Source organism: Rosenbergiella australiborealis, assembly GCF_018494035.1.
Taxonomy (GTDB): domain Bacteria; phylum Pseudomonadota; class Gammaproteobacteria; order Enterobacterales; family Enterobacteriaceae; genus Rosenbergiella; species Rosenbergiella australiborealis.
In genome coordinates, this window is sequence record NZ_JABBFO010000001.1 from 522,681 (window position 1) to 540,328 (window position 17,648).

The window sequence follows — 17,648 nt, forward strand, 5'->3', positions numbered from 1 at the left end:
GCATAATTAGACTAACAATGAAATGTGTGCGGCCTTTTTTACCCTTTGCGACCGATTAACTTTTTCATCGTGTCGTGTTTTTGCTAACATTTTTTAGAGCAGGAAGAGTATCTTGACTACTGAAACACGTACTCTGGCGATAGAAGAAATCTTTGATTTACTTCCACACCGCTATCCGTTTTTACTCGTTGATCGCGTTTTAGACTTTGAACCGCATACCTACTTACGTGCGGTGAAAAATGTCAGTGTGAATGAACCTTTCTTTCAAGGTCATTTCCCTGGCAAGCCTATTTTTCCAGGTGTACTTATTTTGGAAGCTATGGCTCAAGCGACTGGGATCCTCGCGTTTAAAAGCGTAGGTGGACTTGAACCTGGCGAGCTTTATTATTTTGCAGGTATTGATAGCGCACGGTTTAAAAAACCGGTTGTTCCTGGTGATCAAATGGTAATGGAAGTAACCTTTGAGAAAACCCGCCGTGGATTGACCCGTTTTAAAGGTGTCGCAACGGTTGACGGCAAAGTCGTCTGTGAAGCGACAATGATGTGTGCCCGTAGCCGGGAGGCATAAAGTGATTAATCAATCAGCTCACATTCATCCCACCTCAATCGTAGAAGAGGGTGCCGTCATCGGCCCCGATGTGACGATTGGTCCGTTTTGTATCGTTGGTCAACATGTTGAGATTGGTGCCAGAACGGTATTAAAGTCTCATGTGGTGGTCAATGGTTATACGCAAATAGGGGAAGATAATTTAATTTTTCAATTCACTTCTATTGGCGAAGTTAACCAAGATCTCAAATATGCGGGAGAAGATACTAAAGTGATCATTGGTGATCATAATAGTATCCGTGAAGGATGTTCTATCCATCGCGGCAGTGTTCAAGGTGGTGGTATTACCCGAATTGGGAATCATAATCTTCTAATGGGAAATACGCATATCGGACACGATGGGTTGATTGGTAACCACTGTATTTTTGCTAATAATGCCACCCTTGCAGGCCATGTCACCGTTGATGATCATGCGATTATTGGCGGCATGACCGCGATCCACCAATGGTGTACCATTGGTGCACATGTCATGGTGGGGGGATGTTCAGGCGTTGTTCAAGATGTACCGCCTTATGTTATTGCACAAGGCAATCACGCATCACCTTACGGGGTAAATATCGAAGGATTAAAGCGCAGAGGCTTTAGTAAAGAGGCACTGCATGCTATTCGCAATGCTTACAAGCTGCTTTATCGTAGTGGTCGTCCCCTTGAGGACGTCAAACCTGAGATAGCGGCTCTCGCGCAGCAACACAGTGAAGTTCAACCTTTCTATGATTTCTTCGCGCGTTCCACGCGTGGCCTTATACGATAACAGGTTTTCATGCGTCCTTTGACTGTTGCCCTTATCGCCGGAGAAACCTCCGGCGATATTTTAGGTGCCGGACTGATCCGTGCACTGAAAGCGAAATATCCTACTCTCCGATTTGTCGGTGTTGCCGGTCCTCTCATGCAAGAAGAAGGCTGCGAGGCTTGGTACGAGATGGAAGAGTTAGCCGTTATGGGGATCGTTGAAGTGCTGGGTCGCTTAAATCGCTTATTACAGATCCGGCGTGATTTAGCACAGCGACTAACAGCACTGAAACCTGATGTTTTCATCGGGATTGATGCCCCTGATTTTAATATCCCATTAGAAGGGAAATTAAAACGCGCAGGCATACCGACGATTCACTATGTCAGCCCCTCTGTTTGGGCATGGCGTCAAAAAAGAGTATTTAAAATCGGGCGTAATACTGATTTAGTTTTAGCATTCCTCCCTTTTGAAAAGGCATTTTATGACCGATTTAATGTCCCTTGCCGATTTATCGGTCATAAAATGGCAGATGATATTCCCTTACATCCGAATAAACTTGCGGCTCGAGAAGCTCTCGCAATTGCACCTGAAGCAAGATGTTTAGCTTTATTACCGGGAAGCCGTAGCAGTGAAGTTGAGATGCTTAGTGCAGACTTTTTACGTGCGGCCATGCTTTTAAGAGAGCGATACCCTGATCTTGAAATAGTCGTCCCAGCCGCGAACGCACAGCGCGCTGAACAATTCCTTGCTATTAAACAAGATGTTGCCCCAAATTTATCGCTGCACTTGGTACAAGGAAAAGCACGTGAAGTCATGATTGCCAGTGATGCCGCTATCCTAGCGTCAGGGACTGCTGCATTAGAATGTATGCTAACGAAATGCCCGATGGTTGTGGGCTACCGCATGAAACCTTTTACTTTTTGGTTAGCTAAACGCTTAGTGAAAACAGAATGGGTGTCATTACCGAATCTTCTTGCGGGTAGGGAAGTTGTGAAAGAACTTTTGCAAGAGGATTGTACGCCTGAACAATTAGCCAGTGCGCTCGAGCCTCTATTGCACGAGGGGAACAAGCGACAGGAACTCCTTATGACCTTTGAAGCCTTACATCAGCAAATACGTTGGGACGCTGATAATCAAGCCGCCCAAGCCGTTCTGGAATTGATCAATGCCTGATTTTATTTATCCTACTGCCCATTACATTGCAGGTGTTGATGAAGTCGGGCGAGGGCCTTTAGTTGGTGCAGTCGTTACAGCGGCAGTTATTCTCGATCCTAATAATCCTATTTTGGGATTAGCCGACTCAAAAAAACTAAGCGAAAAAAAACGTCTGTACTTATACGATGAGATCAAAGAAAAAGCGTTAGCGTGGTCGCTAGGACGCGCTGAACCAGAAGAGATTGATCAACTTAATATTTTACATGCTACGATGCTCGCTATGCAGCGTGCAGTGGCGGGATTATCGATTGTCCCTGATTATGTACTGATTGACGGAAATCGCTGTCCAACACTTCCTATGCCAGCCCAAGCAGTGATTAAAGGTGATAATTTAGTGGCTGAAATCAGTGCCGCATCTATTTTGGCGAAAGTCACCCGTGACACAGAGATGGCTCTTTTAGCTGAAAAATACCCTGAATATGGTTTTGCTCAACATAAAGGATACCCAACGGCTATACATCTTGAGCAGCTTGCTCGCCTTGGTCCAATACCCGAACACCGCAAGAGCTTTGCGCCAGTTAGACATCGATTGACCTCTGAATCAAAATAATTAACGACCCGTATACCCGACAAGCGAGCATTATGGCTAATCCACGTTTTATTCATCTTCATGTCCACAGCGATTATTCTATGATCGATGGCATTGCGAAAACCGGCGCTCTCGTTAAAAAAGCCGCTAGTTTTGGGATGCCTGCTCTGGGGATCACTGATCATATGAACTTGTGTGGTTTAGTGAAGTTTTATGGTTCAGCTCAGGGGGCTGGAGTTAAGCCTATTATTGGGGCAGATCTAAAGGTACTTAATCCGTTGCTCGGTGATGAGCCTACACAATTAACGGTACTTGCGGCAGATAACCAAGGTTATCAAAATCTGACTCTCTTAATCTCCAAAGCGTATCAACGTGGTTATGGACACCAAGGGCCGCTTGTCGATCAGTCTTGGTTAATAACACATTCTGCGGGATTGATTTTGTTGTCAGGGGGCTTTAAAGGCGATGTCGGTTATAGTCTTTTAAGGGGAAATGTTGCACTTGCAGAGCAATGCCTCGTTTTTTACCAACAATACTTCCCAGATCGTTACTACCTAGAATTAACTCGTACTGGTCGTAGTGAGGAAGAGAGTTATCTGCATCAAGTTTTACCCTTAGCGGTTAGTCACCAGATACCCGTAGTCGCTACCAATGATGTTTGCTTTCTCAGTCGTGACGACTTTGATGCTCATGAGATTCGCGTTGCTATCCATGATGGCTATACACTCGAAGACCCTAAACGGCCAAAATTATATACTGAGCAGCAATATCTTCGCACAGAAGAAGAGATGTGTGAACTGTTCGCGGACATCCCGCAAGCCTTAGCAAACAGTATCGAAATTGCTCGGCGCTGTAATGTCACTATTCGATTAGGTGAGTATTTTCTTCCTCAATTCCCTACTGGTGAGATGACGACGGAAGACTTTTTGGTCGCTCGCTCAAAAGCCGGATTGGAAGAACGACTTCAGTTCTTGTTTCCAGATGAAGAGATTCGTGCCACCAAGCGTACTGCTTATGATGAACGTCTTGATATTGAATTAACCGTTATTAATCAGATGGGTTTCCCAGGCTATTTCTTGATTGTAATGGAATTTATTCAATGGTCGAAAGATAACGGTGTCTCGGTGGGACCAGGTAGGGGATCGGGAGCCGGTTCATTAGTCGCCTATGCGCTGAAAATCACGGATCTAGATCCATTAGAATTTGACCTGCTTTTTGAACGTTTTCTTAACCCTGAACGTGTCTCAATGCCAGATTTCGACGTTGACTTCTGCATGGAAAAGCGTGATTTAGTTATCGAGCACGTTGCTGAGATGTATGGCCGAGATGCTGTATCGCAAATCATTACGTTTGGAACGATGGCTGCAAAGGCGGTTATTCGTGATGTTGGCCGGGTCCTCGGCCATCCTTACGGCTTTGTTGATCGTATTTCCAAGTTAATTCCCCCTGATCCTGGGATGACTTTAGAGAAAGCCTTCATTGCTGAACCTCAATTACCTGAAATTTATGAGGCTGATGAAGAAGTTAAAGCGCTTATTGACATGGCGCGTAAACTCGAAGGGGTTACCCGTAATGCGGGGAAACATGCAGGTGGCGTTGTTATCGCCCCGACCAAAATTACCGATTTTGCACCGCTATACTGTGATGAGTTAGGGCAACATCCTGTCACCCAATTTGATAAAAATGATGTCGAATATGCGGGCTTAGTTAAATTCGATTTTCTCGGTCTGCGGACATTAACGATCATTAACTGGGCATTACAGATGATCAATGCTCGGCGAGAAAAGCAGGGGGAACCCCCCATTAATATCGATGCTATCCCGCTGGATGATAAAAAAAGTTTTGATATGCTTCAGCGAGCGGAAACGACAGCGGTATTTCAGCTTGAATCCCGAGGCATGAAGGATTTGATTAAACGGTTAAAGCCTGACTGTTTTGAAGACATGATCGCATTGGTCGCATTATTCCGCCCGGGTCCATTACAATCAGGAATGGTGGATAACTTTATCGACCGTAAGCATGGACGGGAAGCGATTTCTTATCCTGATATACAATGGCAACATGAAAGCCTTCAGCCAGTGCTCGAACCCACTTATGGCATCATTCTTTATCAAGAACAGGTCATGCAGATAGCACAAGTACTCTCAGGTTATACCCTGGGCGGTGCGGATATGTTGCGTCGAGCGATGGGTAAAAAGAAACCGGAAGAGATGGCGAAACAGCGTTCCGTGTTTAAAGAAGGTGCGGAGCGGATGGGAGTCGACGGTGAACTGTCGATGAAGATTTTTGACTTGGTAGAAAAATTTGCCGGTTATGGATTTAATAAATCCCACTCTGCCGCTTATGCTTTAGTTTCTTACCAGACGCTCTGGTTAAAAGCCCATTACCCTGCCGAATTTATGGCCGCGGTGATGACGGCAGATATGGATAACACCGAAAAGGTCGTTGGGCTGGTCGATGAATGTTGGCGTATGGGCTTAAAGGTCTTACCTCCCGATATTAATGCCGGACTTTACCCCTTTCATGTGAATAATGAGGGGGAAATTGTTTATGGTATCGGGGCGATAAAAGGAGTTGGTGAAGGTCCAATTGAAGCAATACTTGAAGCCAGGAATCAAGGCGGTTATTTTAAAGAGTTATTTGACCTGTGCGCACGCACGGATATCAAAAAAATAAATCGCCGTGTGATGGAAAAACTGATAATGTCCGGTGCCTTCGACCGATTAGGGCCACATCGGGCTGCACTAATGAGTGCGTTAAATGACGCGCTTAAAGCGGCTGATCAGCACTCCAAGGCGGAGGCAACAGGGCAGTGTGATATGTTTGGGGTGCTAGCTGAAGAACCTGAGCAAATCGAACAGTCTTATGCCAGTATAAATCGTTGGCCAGAACAGGTACAGTTGGATGGTGAAAGAGAGACGTTAGGGTTATACCTGACAGGGCATCCGATTAATCAGTACCTGAAGGAAATCGAACGTTATGTTGGTGGTATGCGGTTAAAAGACATGCATCCGACGGAACGAGGAAAAATAACCGTTGCGGCAGGATTAGTCCTTGCAGCAAGAGTCATGGTTACCAAGCGTGGTAACCGAATTGGTATTTGTACGCTTGATGATCGTTCTGGCCGTTTGGAAGTAATGTTATATACTGACGCGCTAGATAAATATCAGCAGTTACTGGAAAAAGATAAAATTCTGATCGTTAGTGGACAGGTCAGTTTCGATGATTTCTCTGGTGGTCTTAAAATGATTGCAAGAGAAGTGATGGATATTGATGAAGCTCGCGAAAAATATGCTCGCGGGCTTGCACTCTCACTGATGGACAGGCAAATTGATGACCAGCTTTTACACCGTCTTCGTCAGGCTCTTGAACCTCACCGTTCAGGAACCATCCCAGTAAATCTCTACTATCAGAGAGAAGATGCTCGGGCGAAATTACGATTTGGGGCAACTTGGCGGATAACTCCAAGTGATCGTTTACTTAATGATCTACGCCTTATCATCGGAACGGAGCAGGTTGAACTGGAGTTTGATTAAAACAGGAACATTATGAGTCTTAATTACCTGGATTTTGAACAGCCTATCGCTGAACTTGAAGCGAAAATTGATTCACTGAAATCCCTTGGCCCTCAAGATGAAAAACATGACATTAATCTTGATGATGAAATTCAACGTTTGCGTGGCAAAAGTGTCGAGCTAACCAAAAAAATCTTCGCTGATTTAGGTGCTTGGCAGATTGCTCAATTGGCTCGTCATCCAATGCGTCCTTATACCTTGGACTACGTGCGTAACGCGTTTGACGATTTCGATGAGTTAGCCGGTGATCGGGCTTTTGCTGACGATAAAGCTATCGTAGGTGGAATTGCGCGTTTAGATGGACGTCCAGTGATGATCATTGGTCATCAAAAAGGCCGTGAGACGAAGGAAAAAATTCGTCGTAACTTCGGCATGCCTGCTCCAGAGGGATATCGTAAAGCATTACGGTTAATGGAAATGGCCGAACGCTTTAAAATGCCGATCATTACTTTTATTGATACGCCAGGTGCATATCCCGGTGTTGGTGCAGAAGAACGTGGTCAAGCTGAAGCCATTGCGCGTAACCTTCGCGAAATGGCCGGTCTTAAAGTGCCGGTGATCTGTACTGTTATTGGTGAAGGTGGCTCCGGTGGAGCACTTGCGATTGGTGTTGGGGATAAAGTGAATATGTTGCAATACAGCACATACTCTGTGATCTCTCCTGAAGGTTGTGCATCAATCCTGTGGAAAAGTGCCGATAAAGCCCCACTGGCAGCTGAAGCAATGGGGATCACGGCTGATCGCCTTTCCGAACTTGAGTTAATTGATTCCGTTATTCCAGAACCTTTGGGTGGCGCGCATCGTCATCCTAAAGAAATGGCTGCAGCTTTGAAAGAGCAATTATTGTCGGATTTGGCTGAGCTTGATGAATTAACAACGCAAGAGTTGTTAGATCGTCGTTATGAGCGTCTGATGAGTTACGGCTACGCGTAATCGTCACACGATGAATAAGGTCGCTTTGGCGGCCTTTTTTTATCGCTGAAAAGAGGAGCGAGATGATGCTAAATCTCAAGGCTATTCATCATATTGCGATTATTGCGTCTGACTATTTCAAAAGTAGAGATTTCTACTGCGAGATTTTGGGGATGACACTACTTAATGAGAGTTATCGTGCAGAACGACAATCATGGAAAGCGGATCTTGCCCTCGCTGGCCATTATGTAATCGAGCTTTTCTCCTTTCCCGATGCACCACCTCGAATCAGTTATCCTGAAGCCTGTGGATTACGTCATTTGGCCTTCTCAGTAGAGGATCTTGACGAGGCAATTACCTTGTTGAGTCAGCATCAAATTCAATGCGAACCGATCCGTATCGATCCTTTAACAGGGAAAGCGTTTACCTTTTTTAATGATCCAGATGGGTTACCTTTAGAACTTTATCAAGAGGGGTTAGGTTGTGGCGGGTGATTTACAGCTCAACGGCCATCAGCAATTATTGATTGGTTTTAGCGGGGGATTGGATTCTACCGTATTAGTGCATCAGTTAGCGGAGCTTCGCCATAAACAGCCACTGACTTTGCGGGCCGTGTATATCCATCATGGACTTAGTCACTTTGCAGATGAGTGGTTAGACCACTGCCAGCAGGTTTGTAATAATCTACAGATCCCTTTTATTAGCCGACATGTTCAACTACTTGGTGGCAAAGGTGGTATTGAGGCGGAAGCTCGAGCCTTACGTTATCAGGAGTTTAGCCGATTATTGACCCCAGGCGAGGCTCTAGTGACTGCACATCACCAAGATGATCAGTGTGAGACTTTGTTGCTAGCGTTAAAACGTGGCAGCGGTCCTGCTGGATTATCGGCTATGCCAGTTAGTCGCCAAATCGGGGACCATTGGCATCTACGTCCGCTCTTAAATTTTTCTCGGCAGGCGTTGGAAAACTATGCAGATAAACATCAACTCAGCTGGATCGATGATGAGAGTAATCAAGATGATCGTTATGATCGTAATTTTTTGCGCTTACACATTTTGCCGTATTTGACGCAGCGGTGGCCGCATTTTGCACAAAATGTGGCAAGAAGCGCTGAATTATGTGGTGAACAAGAAGCCTTGCTTGATGAATTACTTGCTGCAGAGTTGCAAAGCAGTATTGCCGTAGATGGCTCAATTTCTATTGCCCCTCTAGCTGACTGTACAGAACCTAAACGTAATGCGTTACTGAGACGTTGGTTAACGCAGAGGGGAGCGCCTTTACCGTCTCGGCAAGCATTAATAGGGCTTTGGCATGAGGTGGCATTAAGTCGGAAAGATGCTTCTCCAGAGCTTAGAATGGAGAAAAACGGTTATCTTCGCCGTTATCAACAGCGCCTCTACTATGGAAGAGCTTTTCATGGTCTACAAGGAAAAATACTGCCTTGGGATAACATTTCAAATTCGCTCGTGTTACCTGACAATCTTGGTATGTTATGTTTCCAACCTATTAAAATGCAGGGTAAACATTTACGCCTGCCCACTGCTGAACAGTCCGTGAGTATTCGTTTTGGGCAATCTGCCCATTTACATCTTGTTGGGCGTCATGGCGGTAGAAGTTTAAAAAAAATTTGGCAAGAAAAAGGGGTTCCTACATGGCTAAGGACCAGTATTCCTCTTGTTTATTACGATGAGGAGCTTGTTTGTGCACCAGGAATATTTATAACACAGGCGGGGATATCTTCAGGTGAGGGCGGGCATTGTCTGCAATGGTTGGACATAGAGCCAGAGCTAAAACCATGGATCAATTTTAGCTCTGAGCAAAATGTTAATTTTGAGTGATAGTAATAGTACCTATTTCAGGGTGGCTAAAACTTTCAATATTGTCTAACCGAACTTCATGCTGCTCGCCATGACTTTTGTACAATAGATACTCGACTTTTTTTCGCAAAAATAAATCAGCCGCTTCTGCTTTCAACGTTTCACCATTTTTTAGCGTGAGTTGGAGCAATAAGTGATGCTGGCAGGCGAGTTCGAGGTTGTCATAGTCATCACAATTAATGGGCTGATAGGTATCATTGATTGACATAATTGCTCACCTGTAAGTAAATGGCGGTTTTCCGCGGGCCTTACACAAACATATCGACTAACGATGTGTCACTGAACTATAAACTTATGGCAATTCGGTATGCCAACTATTCTGAGATGATACGAGGACTTAACCTCTGTTGTCATCATATTTATCTTGAGCATTAGCCTAGGCTTTTACAACACGTAATGCAAGTCAGCCCACACATCCTGTTAAAGAGTATTGGGCACGATTGGAGAACTTATGGCACTGAAAGCCACGATTTTTAAAGCAGTCATTGATATTTCTGACCTTGACCGACATTACTATGCTAACCATACTTTGACGTTAGCTCGTCATCCTTCAGAAAACGACGAACGAATGATGCTAAGACTGTTTGCATGGTGTCACTATGCTTCAGAACGGTTACTGTTTACACGTGGTCTTTCGTCCGATGAAGAGCCTGAAATTTGGCAACACCATGATCACGGGAGTCCTGAGTTATGGATTGAATTAGGCCTTCCAGATGAAAGACGCTTAAAAAAAGCGGCGAGCCAGGCCTCTGAAGTCGTGCTTTTTACTTATCAATCTCGTGCGGCGGCAGTTTGGAAACAGCAAACCTTACCGAAACTGGCAGCACTACGTAACCTCACTATTTGGCATGCTAACGATGAGCAGCTGGCGCAATTAGCAGCGTTAGCTCAACGTTCGATGGCGCTACAAATTACTCTACAGGAAGGCGTAGTATGGTTATCGGATGGGGTTCATAACGTAGAAATAGAGCTAGAACTATGGCAGAAAACAACCTAATCATTATCAACGCACATCAACATATTCAGAGCAATGACATTGAGCTCTCCGCGATACGTGCACAGGGCGCGGGGGGGCAAAATGTTAACAAGGTGTCGACAGCTATTCATTTACGCTTTGATGTTAAGCGTTCAAGTTTAACTGAGGAAGCAAAAGCACAAATTATGGTTAAGCGTCATCATCTGCTAACGGATGAAGGCATGATCGTAATCAAAGCACAGAGTGCTCGAACACAAGAAAAAAATAAAGCCCTAGCGATTGAACGATTACGAACTGTCCTTGCGCAATTGCTGGTGGTCTCGAAAACAAGGAAAGCAACAAAGCCGTCTAAAGCGTCTAAACTGCGTCGTCTCGAAGGGAAAAGCCGCGCGGCGTCGAAAAAGAATTTACGTGGTAAGGTTTCTTTTGATTAAAAATAAGGCCCTCATAATAAGGGCCTTATGACAAAATAATTAGCGTTTAATCTGTGCAATTAAGCGCTCTACAATTTCTTCCGGTGATAGCATCTCTTTCTCACCCGTTCTACGATTTTTATACTCAATCTCATTATTATCTAAATTACGATCCCCGATAACAATTGAGTGAGGAACACCGATCAATTCCATATCGGCAAACATTACGCCAGGACGCTCTTTACGATCATCTAGGATCACGTCTAGACCTGCTGCACGAAGTTGATCGTAGAGTTTTTCAGCCAACTCTTGAACACGGAAAGACTTGTGCATATTCATAGGTAAAATAGCGACATGGAAAGGGGCGATAGCTTCAGGCCAAATAATCCCTCTGTCATCGTGATTTTGTTCAATGGCGGCGGCAACGACTCGAGTCACACCAATTCCATAGCAACCCATCAGTAAAGTTTGATTACGCCCATCTTCCCCTTGAACTGTCGCTTTTAATGCTTCGGAATATTTAGTCCCTAGTTGGAATATGTGGCCGACTTCGATACCACGTTTAATCAGTAAAGACCCCTTACCATCAGGACTTTTATCGCCGGTCACAACATTACGGATATCTGCATAGCGCGCTTCAGGCAGATCACGTGACCAGTTAACGCCGAACCAGTGCTTACCATCAATATTGGCTCCTACGGCGAAATCACTCATCACTTTTAAGCTATGGTCAGCAATGATTGGCATAGTTAAGCCGATTGGGCCAAGTGATCCCGGTCCTGCACCGACGACATCACGGATTTCTTGTTCGGTGGCGAAACAAAGTGGTGATGCTACGATATCTATTTTTTCCGCTTTAACTTCATTTAGTGTGTGATCTCCGCGCACTAACAGTGCAACGAGGGTATGCCCACTTTCTTCTGCTGCTTTAACAATAAGCGTTTTTACTGTTTTGTCGACAGGCAAAGAATATTGCGACACCAGTTCAGCGATTGTCTTGGCATCCGGGGTATCTTGTTGCATTAATGCTTGTGCGGGCGCCGGGCGCTCGTCAGTTGGTGCAACCGCTTCCGCTAATTCAATGTTTGCGGCATAGTCTGACTGATCGGAAAAGATGATATCGTCTTCACCGCTATCAGCTAATACTTGGAACTCATGGGAAGCACTTCCGCCAATTGATCCGGTATCGGCCTGTACTGCACGAAAATCTAATCCCATGCGTCCAAAAATTTCGCTATAAGCACGATACATGATGTCGTAAGTTTGCTGTAGCGAATCTTGATGGCTATGGAAAGAGTAAGCATCTTTCATGATGAATTCGCGCGAACGCATAACACCAAAGCGTGGGCGAACCTCATCACGGAACTTGGTTTGAATTTGGAACAAATTAAGTGGTAATTGCTTGTAAGAACTTAGTTCGTTACGAATTAAATCGGTGATGACCTCTTCATGAGTCGGGCCAAGTACAAAAGGACGATCATGGCGGTCTTTAATACGAAGCAACTCAGGGCCATACTGCTCCCAGCGTCCACTCTCTTCCCATAAATCGGCAGGTTGAACCACGGGCATTGTTACTTCAACAGCACCGGCATTCTCCATTTCTTCACGAACAATTTTTTCGACTTTACGCAAAACGCGAACGCCAGTGGGAAGCCAAGTATATAAACCTGAAGCTAGTTTACGGATCATTCCTGCACGGAGCATCAGTTGATGACTGATGACTTCTGCGTCAGAAGGCGTCTCTTTAAGAGTCGAAAGTAGGTATTGAGTAGTGCGCATGAATAAAGTTCCAGTTGAACGGAAAAGCTGTTTAAGTAAGTAATAAATAGTTTATCAGTGAGTGTACGACGTAAAAAGCCTAATTCGTCGGCTCAATAGCAATCACTTCTGTTCCCAACGATGTTACTCGCCAGCGTACAGTAAAATCACTTAAACTGGCAGCATAAAAATGATCATCTTCTTTCCCTCGGCGGTAAGCAGGGCGAGGATCTTGAGCCAATACTTGTTGGATAAACTCGCCTAAATATGGGTAAGTTCCTGCTTGCGTCATGAGTTGTTGCTGAGCCGTAGGCGAAAAAAAGATGGGCATGGTCGCCTCAGGGGGAGATTGAGCATAACCCGCATGGGCTTCAGGCAGAGATTCGGCAAAGGGTAGATAAGGTTTGATATCGATAATGGGTGTACCATCGACAAGGTCAACGCTACCTAATTCAAGAATTAGCCGTTTTTTTTCTTGTCGTACTCCTCTAAATTCAACCAACGACATCCCTATAGGATTTGGTCTGAACGTTGATCGGCTAGCAAAGACACCTATTTTATCGTTACCACCAAGCCTCGGCGGCCGTACTAAAGGTTTCCAGCCTTGTTGGCGAGTATGGTGAAAAATAAACAGTAGCCATAAGTGACTGAAATTTTCGATTCCTCGCAATGTATCAAGCTGGTTATAAGGGGCAATAAGCTCCAATTCAGCGCCCATGGCGGTGACTAATCCAGGTTGGCGCGGAACCGCAAATTTTTCTTTCCAAGGGGAGTGAATGACACCTATTTGCTGGAGAGAGAATGTGTTCATTGTGTCACTTTTAAAGCAGAACCTTGGCAAACTGCTTCTCGATAGCATACGGAATTCGTGGTGATGACTTCACACTGGTGCACGAGTATCGCATTCGCTTTCAATGTTGCAGCTTTTAGTTGCATGCGTTTGCGCGCGATGCTCAAATTAGCGGGAGAGTTCTGTATACTGGCCTGACAGTCTTCGCCGGACACTTCACCTAAATCCCGAAAGGGCTTGTTAATCAGATCAGCGGGATCGGTATACAGTTGTACAGAGGATGCGCGATGCATTTTATGTACTCTATCATGATTCTGCGTTAAATTTTTTTCAGGAAATGGCTCAACCGGCTTGTAAGCAGTTGTACAGCCGGTTAGTCCTACAATTACCATACAGAGTGGCAATAAACGTAAACGCATTGAATCATCCTCACTCAGCTCTTTGAGAAAGCTATAGCATACCAATATCGATAGGGTTAAAAAAAGAAAGGCGACTTTCGTCGCCTTTGCATTCTATATTACCAGTATTTACCAACCTTTGACGGCACCGCCGTTAAAAATTTTATCTGCGGCTTGTTCCACTTGCTCTGACTGATAAGCACTAATAAATTTCTTAACATTTTCTGCATCCTTATTGTCTTCGCGTGTAACGATAAGGTTGGTGTAAGGGGAGTCTTTATCTTCGGTAAATAGTCCGTCTTTAACCGGTGTTAAGCCAATTTGGCTCGCAAAAGTCGTATTGATAATTGCGATGGCGATTTTATTATCGTCTAAGGAACGAGGAAGCTGAGGAGCCTCAAGTTCAACAATTTTAATATTTTTAGGGTTTTCAGTAATGTCTAGCGCAGTAGGTAATAACCCAACATTGTCTTTCAGTTTAATTAACCCAACCTTTTGTAATAGCAACAAAGAGCGACCTAAATTGGTGGGGTCATTAGGAACGGCGATTTGCGCCCCGTCTTGTAATTGGTCTAGCGATTTAATCTTCTTCGAGTACCCAGCGATAGGATAGATGAATGTTTTTGCTACAGCCGTGATCTTATAGCCACGATCTTTGATCTGTTGGTCTAAGTAAGGTTTATGTTGGAAGGCATTGGCATCAATGTCACCTTTGCTTAATGCTTCGTTAGGCAGAACATAGTCCGTAAATGGGACGAGCTGGACGTCGAGATTGTACTGATCTTTCGCAACTTTTTGAGCGACCTCTGCAACTTGTTGTTCAGGGCCTGCAATCACACCGACTTTGATATGATTAGGATCTTGTTGCGCCTTTTGATCGCAGCCGACCAATGCTAAGGTGGCGATGACTGCACTGACTGTAGCGAATTTTTTTAGTGTAAAAATCATACTCTTTCCTTAATGATTATTAAGACTGATTATTATTTGTGAGTGACAAGTCTAACAACACGATCGCCGATAACTTGGATTAGATAAACCAAAATAACCAATAAAACTAACACGGTATTCATGATGGTCGCGTTATAACCAATGTAGCCGTATTGAATACCAATTTGTCCTAATCCGCCAGCACCTACAGCCCCCCCCATCGCGGAGTAACCAACAAGTGTTATGAGTGTGATCGTTGCAGCATTAATTAGCCCAGGTAATGCTTCAGGCAAAAGGACCTTACGAATAATTTGTAAAGGTGTTGCGCCCATCGCCCGCGAAGCTTCAATTAATCCAGAGGGTAATTCAAGAAGAGCATTTTCTACCATACGTGCGATAAAAGGTGCCGCGCCAATAGTCAGTGGGACAATCGCTGCCTCTAGGCCGATAGATGTCCCGACTAACGCACGGGTAAATGGAATCATCCATACGAGAAGAATGATAAAAGGGACCGAGCGAAAAATATTAACTATTGCCGAAATAATACGGTAAAGGATTTGACTCTCTTTTATCTGCCCCGGGCGAGTAATATAAAGTAAAACGCCGATAGGTAATCCGATTACAAAACCAAAAAAGCCTGAGACAAATGTCATGACTAAGGTTTCCCAAATGCCGCCTGCAAGTAACCAAACCATTGCCTCAGACATAACCTAACACCTCTGCTTTTACTTGTTGTTGTTGTAGCCATGCTATCGCTTGTTGGCATTGTTCCGTTTCACCGGCCATTTCTGTGAGCATAATTCCAAATTTAACCCCACCGGCATAATCCATTTGTGCACTAATTATGTTGCAATCAACATTAAAGCGTCGTGATATATCGGAAAGAAGCGGTGCATCCACTGATTGCCCGGTAAACTCCAACCGAATTAACGGTATTTTTCCAGCGCTAAGTTGTGGCGTAAGGCGTTGTTGGTAATCTTCTGGGATATCAAGATGCAGGGTAGATTGAATAAATTGCTGAGCAAGAGGTGTTTTCGGATGGGAAAAAACTTCACTTACTTTATCGTTCTCAATCAACTCCCCTTTACTGATCACTGCAACTTGATCGCAAATACGCTTAACAACATCCATTTCATGTGTAATAAGAAGAATAGTTATTCCTAAACGGCGGTTAATATCTTTGAGTAATTCAAGGATAGAGCGGGTTGTTGCGGGATCTAAGGCGCTGGTGGCTTCATCACATAACAATATTTTAGGATCACACGCTAATGCACGGGCGATAGCGACCCTTTGTTTTTGTCCGCCTGATAAGTTGCTTGGCCGGGCATCGTATTTGTCCGATAGGCCAACCAATTCTAAAAGTTCGGTGACTCGTTGTTTAATTTTCGCTTTGCTGTGGTTCTCAAGCTCGAGAGGGAGTGCAACATTGCCAAACACAGTACGAGAATTGAGGAGATTGAAATGTTGGAAAATCATTCCAATTTCACGGCGAGCAAGCGTTAACTCATGAGCACTGAGTGACGTTAAGTCGCGATCACCTACAATTACCCTTCCTGAGGTTGGGCGCTCAAGTAAATTAACACACCGTATTAAGGTACTTTTTCCTGCCCCTGATGCACCAATGACGCCATAAATCTGTCCTTGCGGAACGTGGAGCGACACATCCTTCAATGCATGAATGGTAAGATTTCCCTGTTGAAACCTTTTCGTTATATTTTCAAGTTTTATCATTATAGTAGTTTAATTAATATCGTTATGCCGCTAAAGCAGTGGTACCAAAAATCGCTTTTGGTGTTTTGGGGGATGTTAAGCTATCTAGACGGCTAAATCAATCTGGCCGTATCATTCTAAGTACAAAACACACCTTCAAATTTTCGCTAATAATAGTACTTATTAATATAAGGACTACAATCGCTGGTCAGTAAAGACCGTGATCATTGTGCAGGGTTCGTGCGATAATAGCAGTCTGACTTAAATGGAGTAATTTCTGCTATGAAACCCGCAATTTTTCTAGACCGTGATGGAACAATTAATCTTGATCATGGTTACGTACACACCAGTGATGACTTTCAGTTCATTGATGGTGTGATTGACGCCATGATTGAATTAAAAAAAATGGGCTACCTCTTGGTTCTCATCACCAATCAGTCGGGTATCGCAAGAGGCCTATTTACTGAAGAGCAGTTTATGCATTTAACTGAATGGATGGATTGGTCTTTAGCAGATAGAGGCGTAGATCTCGACGGTATCTATTTCTGCCCGCACCATCCGCAAGCTGCCGTTGAGACGTATCGTCAAGATTGTGAATGTCGTAAGCCTAAGTCTGGAATGTTTTTGGATGCCAAAGCAGAATTCGATATAGATATGAGCGCTTCATATATGATTGGTGATAAGAAGGAAGATATGTTGGCGGCGTTAGCGGCCGGTGTAGGGCATAAAATATTGGTGAGAACAGGCAAAGAAGTCACCCAGGAGAGTGAATCTGTCGCTGATGGGGTGATTAATAGCTTAGCTGACCTTCCCAAATACCTTGCAAATAGGCATAAATAGCTGTCTTTCTCATCATAATGAGTGAAGTTTGAACGCTTAAACGTTTTTTTTGAAAAAAAACCTCAAAGGGTATTGCGCCTTTTTCTTAACTCCCTATAATGCGCATCCACTGACACGGCAAAGCACGATACGCAGCGCGGTGACAGGGACTGAAGCGATTTAGTCCGGGAGAAAAAATCAAAATAATGATTGACTCCTGAGGTGAAGCGAGTAATATACGCCACCTCGCGACAACGAGTTAAAACGTTGATTCGCAATGCTCTTTAACAATTTATCAGACAATCTGTGTGGGCACTCGCAGGATTGATATCGCAAAAAACTTTGTAGTATCAAGTCTTGAAGAGTGACACTGAAAATTCATTTACGAATAACAGAATAATTTCTTTGAGC

The 17,648-nt window shown here is 44.3% G+C and carries 18 protein-coding genes; 11 read left to right on the forward strand and 7 right to left on the reverse strand.

Going from position 1 to position 17,648, the window contains the following annotated elements; genetic code table 11:
• The first annotated feature begins 112 nt into the window (after positions 1 to 112).
• The 8 genes from fabZ to tilS all read left to right on the forward strand — a co-directional run bounded on the left by fabZ (position 113) and on the right by tilS (position 9,407).
• Positions 113 to 568, forward strand: a complete 456-nt coding sequence (gene fabZ, locus HGT73_RS02445) for a 3-hydroxyacyl-ACP dehydratase FabZ (protein WP_214212055.1) — start codon at positions 113 to 115, stop codon at positions 566 to 568.
• 1 nt (position 569) lies between these two features.
• The gene (gene lpxA / locus HGT73_RS02450) at positions 570 to 1,358 is read left to right on the forward strand and encodes an acyl-ACP--UDP-N-acetylglucosamine O-acyltransferase (protein WP_214212056.1); all 789 of its coding nucleotides are present in this window, start codon (positions 570 to 572) and stop codon (positions 1,356 to 1,358) included.
• Between the two features lie 9 nt (positions 1,359 to 1,367).
• On the forward strand, positions 1,368 to 2,510 hold the full coding sequence (gene lpxB, locus HGT73_RS02455) for a lipid-A-disaccharide synthase (RefSeq protein ID WP_214212057.1): 1,143 nt from the start codon (positions 1,368 to 1,370) through the stop codon (positions 2,508 to 2,510).
• Positions 2,503 to 3,102 (forward strand): ribonuclease HII, encoded by a 600-nt coding sequence (rnhB, locus tag HGT73_RS02460; RefSeq protein WP_214212058.1) that lies wholly within the window; start codon positions 2,503 to 2,505, stop codon positions 3,100 to 3,102. Before lpxB ends, rnhB begins: the two co-directional genes overlap by 8 nt.
• A 32-nt stretch (positions 3,103 to 3,134) precedes the next feature.
• Positions 3,135 to 6,617: a DNA polymerase III subunit alpha gene (gene dnaE / locus HGT73_RS02465; protein ID WP_214212059.1), complete on the forward strand. Its 3,483-nt coding sequence runs from the start codon at positions 3,135 to 3,137 to the stop codon at positions 6,615 to 6,617.
• Positions 6,618 to 6,629: 12 nt separating this feature from the next.
• Positions 6,630 to 7,589, forward strand: coding sequence for an acetyl-CoA carboxylase carboxyl transferase subunit alpha (accA, locus tag HGT73_RS02470; protein ID WP_214212060.1), 960 nt, complete (start codon positions 6,630 to 6,632; stop codon positions 7,587 to 7,589).
• A 65-nt stretch (positions 7,590 to 7,654) separates the two neighbouring features.
• Positions 7,655 to 8,062 (forward strand): VOC family protein, encoded by a 408-nt coding sequence (locus HGT73_RS02475; RefSeq protein WP_214212104.1) that lies wholly within the window; start codon positions 7,655 to 7,657, stop codon positions 8,060 to 8,062.
• On the forward strand, positions 8,052 to 9,407 hold the full coding sequence (gene tilS / locus HGT73_RS02480; protein ID WP_214212061.1) for a tRNA lysidine(34) synthetase TilS: 1,356 nt from the start codon (positions 8,052 to 8,054) through the stop codon (positions 9,405 to 9,407). The genes HGT73_RS02475 and tilS overlap by 11 nt, the downstream gene beginning before the upstream one ends.
• On the opposite strand, the gene rof is transcribed toward tilS, so the two are convergent.
• Positions 9,394 to 9,654 (reverse strand): Rho-binding antiterminator, encoded by a 261-nt coding sequence (gene rof / locus HGT73_RS02485; RefSeq protein WP_214212062.1) that lies wholly within the window; start codon positions 9,652 to 9,654, stop codon positions 9,394 to 9,396. The two genes, tilS and rof, sit on opposite strands and share 14 nt — an antisense overlap.
• 243 nt (positions 9,655 to 9,897) lie before the next feature.
• On the opposite strand from rof, the gene HGT73_RS02490 reads away from it, so the two are divergent.
• Together HGT73_RS02490 and arfB are read left to right on the forward strand one after the other, a co-directional pair.
• Positions 9,898 to 10,443, forward strand: a complete 546-nt coding sequence (locus tag HGT73_RS02490; RefSeq protein ID WP_214212063.1) for a YaeQ family protein — start codon at positions 9,898 to 9,900, stop codon at positions 10,441 to 10,443.
• A complete protein-coding gene (gene arfB / locus HGT73_RS02495; RefSeq protein WP_214212064.1) occupies positions 10,425 to 10,856 on the forward strand; it encodes an alternative ribosome rescue aminoacyl-tRNA hydrolase ArfB in 432 nt (143 codons plus the stop codon). Before HGT73_RS02490 ends, arfB begins: the two co-directional genes overlap by 19 nt.
• 39 nt (positions 10,857 to 10,895) lie before the next feature.
• On the opposite strand, the gene proS is transcribed toward arfB, so the two are convergent.
• The 6 genes from proS to metN form a co-directional block, all read right to left on the reverse strand.
• Complete coding sequence (gene proS / locus HGT73_RS02500) at positions 10,896 to 12,614, reverse strand: proline--tRNA ligase (protein WP_214212065.1); 1,719 nt, start codon at positions 12,612 to 12,614, stop codon at positions 10,896 to 10,898.
• A 79-nt stretch (positions 12,615 to 12,693) separates the two neighbouring features.
• Positions 12,694 to 13,404 (reverse strand): tRNA (N6-threonylcarbamoyladenosine(37)-N6)-methyltransferase TrmO, encoded by a 711-nt coding sequence (gene tsaA, locus HGT73_RS02505; protein ID WP_214212066.1) that lies wholly within the window; start codon positions 13,402 to 13,404, stop codon positions 12,694 to 12,696.
• Complete coding sequence (gene rcsF / locus HGT73_RS02510; RefSeq protein WP_214212067.1) at positions 13,401 to 13,802, reverse strand: Rcs stress response system protein RcsF; 402 nt, start codon at positions 13,800 to 13,802, stop codon at positions 13,401 to 13,403. Before rcsF ends, tsaA begins: the two co-directional genes overlap by 4 nt.
• A gap of 108 nt (positions 13,803 to 13,910) precedes the next feature.
• Entirely contained in the window at positions 13,911 to 14,729 is an 819-nt protein-coding gene (locus tag HGT73_RS02515; RefSeq protein WP_214212068.1) for a MetQ/NlpA family lipoprotein, read from the reverse strand.
• A gap of 32 nt (positions 14,730 to 14,761) precedes the next feature.
• On the reverse strand, positions 14,762 to 15,415 hold the full coding sequence (locus tag HGT73_RS02520; RefSeq protein WP_214212069.1) for a methionine ABC transporter permease MetI: 654 nt from the start codon (positions 15,413 to 15,415) through the stop codon (positions 14,762 to 14,764).
• Positions 15,408 to 16,439, reverse strand: coding sequence for a methionine ABC transporter ATP-binding protein MetN (gene metN, locus HGT73_RS02525; protein ID WP_214212070.1), 1,032 nt, complete (start codon positions 16,437 to 16,439; stop codon positions 15,408 to 15,410). Before metN ends, HGT73_RS02520 begins: the two co-directional genes overlap by 8 nt.
• A 261-nt stretch (positions 16,440 to 16,700) precedes the next feature.
• On the opposite strand from metN, the gene gmhB reads away from it, so the two are divergent.
• Positions 16,701 to 17,258 carry a D-glycero-beta-D-manno-heptose 1,7-bisphosphate 7-phosphatase gene (gene gmhB / locus HGT73_RS02530; RefSeq protein ID WP_244968407.1) on the forward strand — a complete coding sequence of 186 codons (558 nt, stop codon included), beginning with the start codon at positions 16,701 to 16,703 and terminating at the stop codon, positions 17,256 to 17,258.
• The last annotated feature ends 390 nt before the right edge of the window (positions 17,259 to 17,648 follow it).

What these genes read in the sequence shown, in the direction of transcription:
- lpxB (WP_214212057.1), top strand. Translation starts at nt 1,368, where the DNA reads ATGCGTCCTTTGACTGTTGCCCTTATCGCCGGAGAAACCTCCGGCGAT.
- rnhB (WP_214212058.1), top strand. Translation starts at nt 2,503, where the DNA reads ATGCCTGATTTTATTTATCCTACTGCCCATTACATTGCAGGTGTTGAT.
- dnaE (WP_214212059.1), top strand. Translation starts at nt 3,135, where the DNA reads ATGGCTAATCCACGTTTTATTCATCTTCATGTCCACAGCGATTATTCT.
- accA (WP_214212060.1), top strand. Translation starts at nt 6,630, where the DNA reads ATGAGTCTTAATTACCTGGATTTTGAACAGCCTATCGCTGAACTTGAA.
- HGT73_RS02475 (WP_214212104.1), top strand. Translation starts at nt 7,655, where the DNA reads ATGCTAAATCTCAAGGCTATTCATCATATTGCGATTATTGCGTCTGAC.
- rof (WP_214212062.1), bottom strand. Translation starts at nt 9,654, where the DNA reads ATGTCAATCAATGATACCTATCAGCCCATTAATTGTGATGACTATGAC.
- HGT73_RS02490 (WP_214212063.1), top strand. Translation starts at nt 9,898, where the DNA reads ATGGCACTGAAAGCCACGATTTTTAAAGCAGTCATTGATATTTCTGAC.
- arfB (WP_214212064.1), top strand. Translation starts at nt 10,425, where the DNA reads ATGGCAGAAAACAACCTAATCATTATCAACGCACATCAACATATTCAG.
- proS (WP_214212065.1), bottom strand. Translation starts at nt 12,614, where the DNA reads ATGCGCACTACTCAATACCTACTTTCGACTCTTAAAGAGACGCCTTCT.
- tsaA (WP_214212066.1), bottom strand. Translation starts at nt 13,404, where the DNA reads ATGAACACATTCTCTCTCCAGCAAATAGGTGTCATTCACTCCCCTTGG.
- rcsF (WP_214212067.1), bottom strand. Translation starts at nt 13,802, where the DNA reads ATGCGTTTACGTTTATTGCCACTCTGTATGGTAATTGTAGGACTAACC.
- HGT73_RS02515 (WP_214212068.1), bottom strand. Translation starts at nt 14,729, where the DNA reads ATGATTTTTACACTAAAAAAATTCGCTACAGTCAGTGCAGTCATCGCC.
- HGT73_RS02520 (WP_214212069.1), bottom strand. Translation starts at nt 15,415, where the DNA reads ATGTCTGAGGCAATGGTTTGGTTACTTGCAGGCGGCATTTGGGAAACC.
- metN (WP_214212070.1), bottom strand. Translation starts at nt 16,439, where the DNA reads ATGATAAAACTTGAAAATATAACGAAAAGGTTTCAACAGGGAAATCTT.
- gmhB (WP_244968407.1), top strand. Translation starts at nt 16,701, where the DNA reads ATGAAACCCGCAATTTTTCTAGACCGTGATGGAACAATTAATCTTGAT.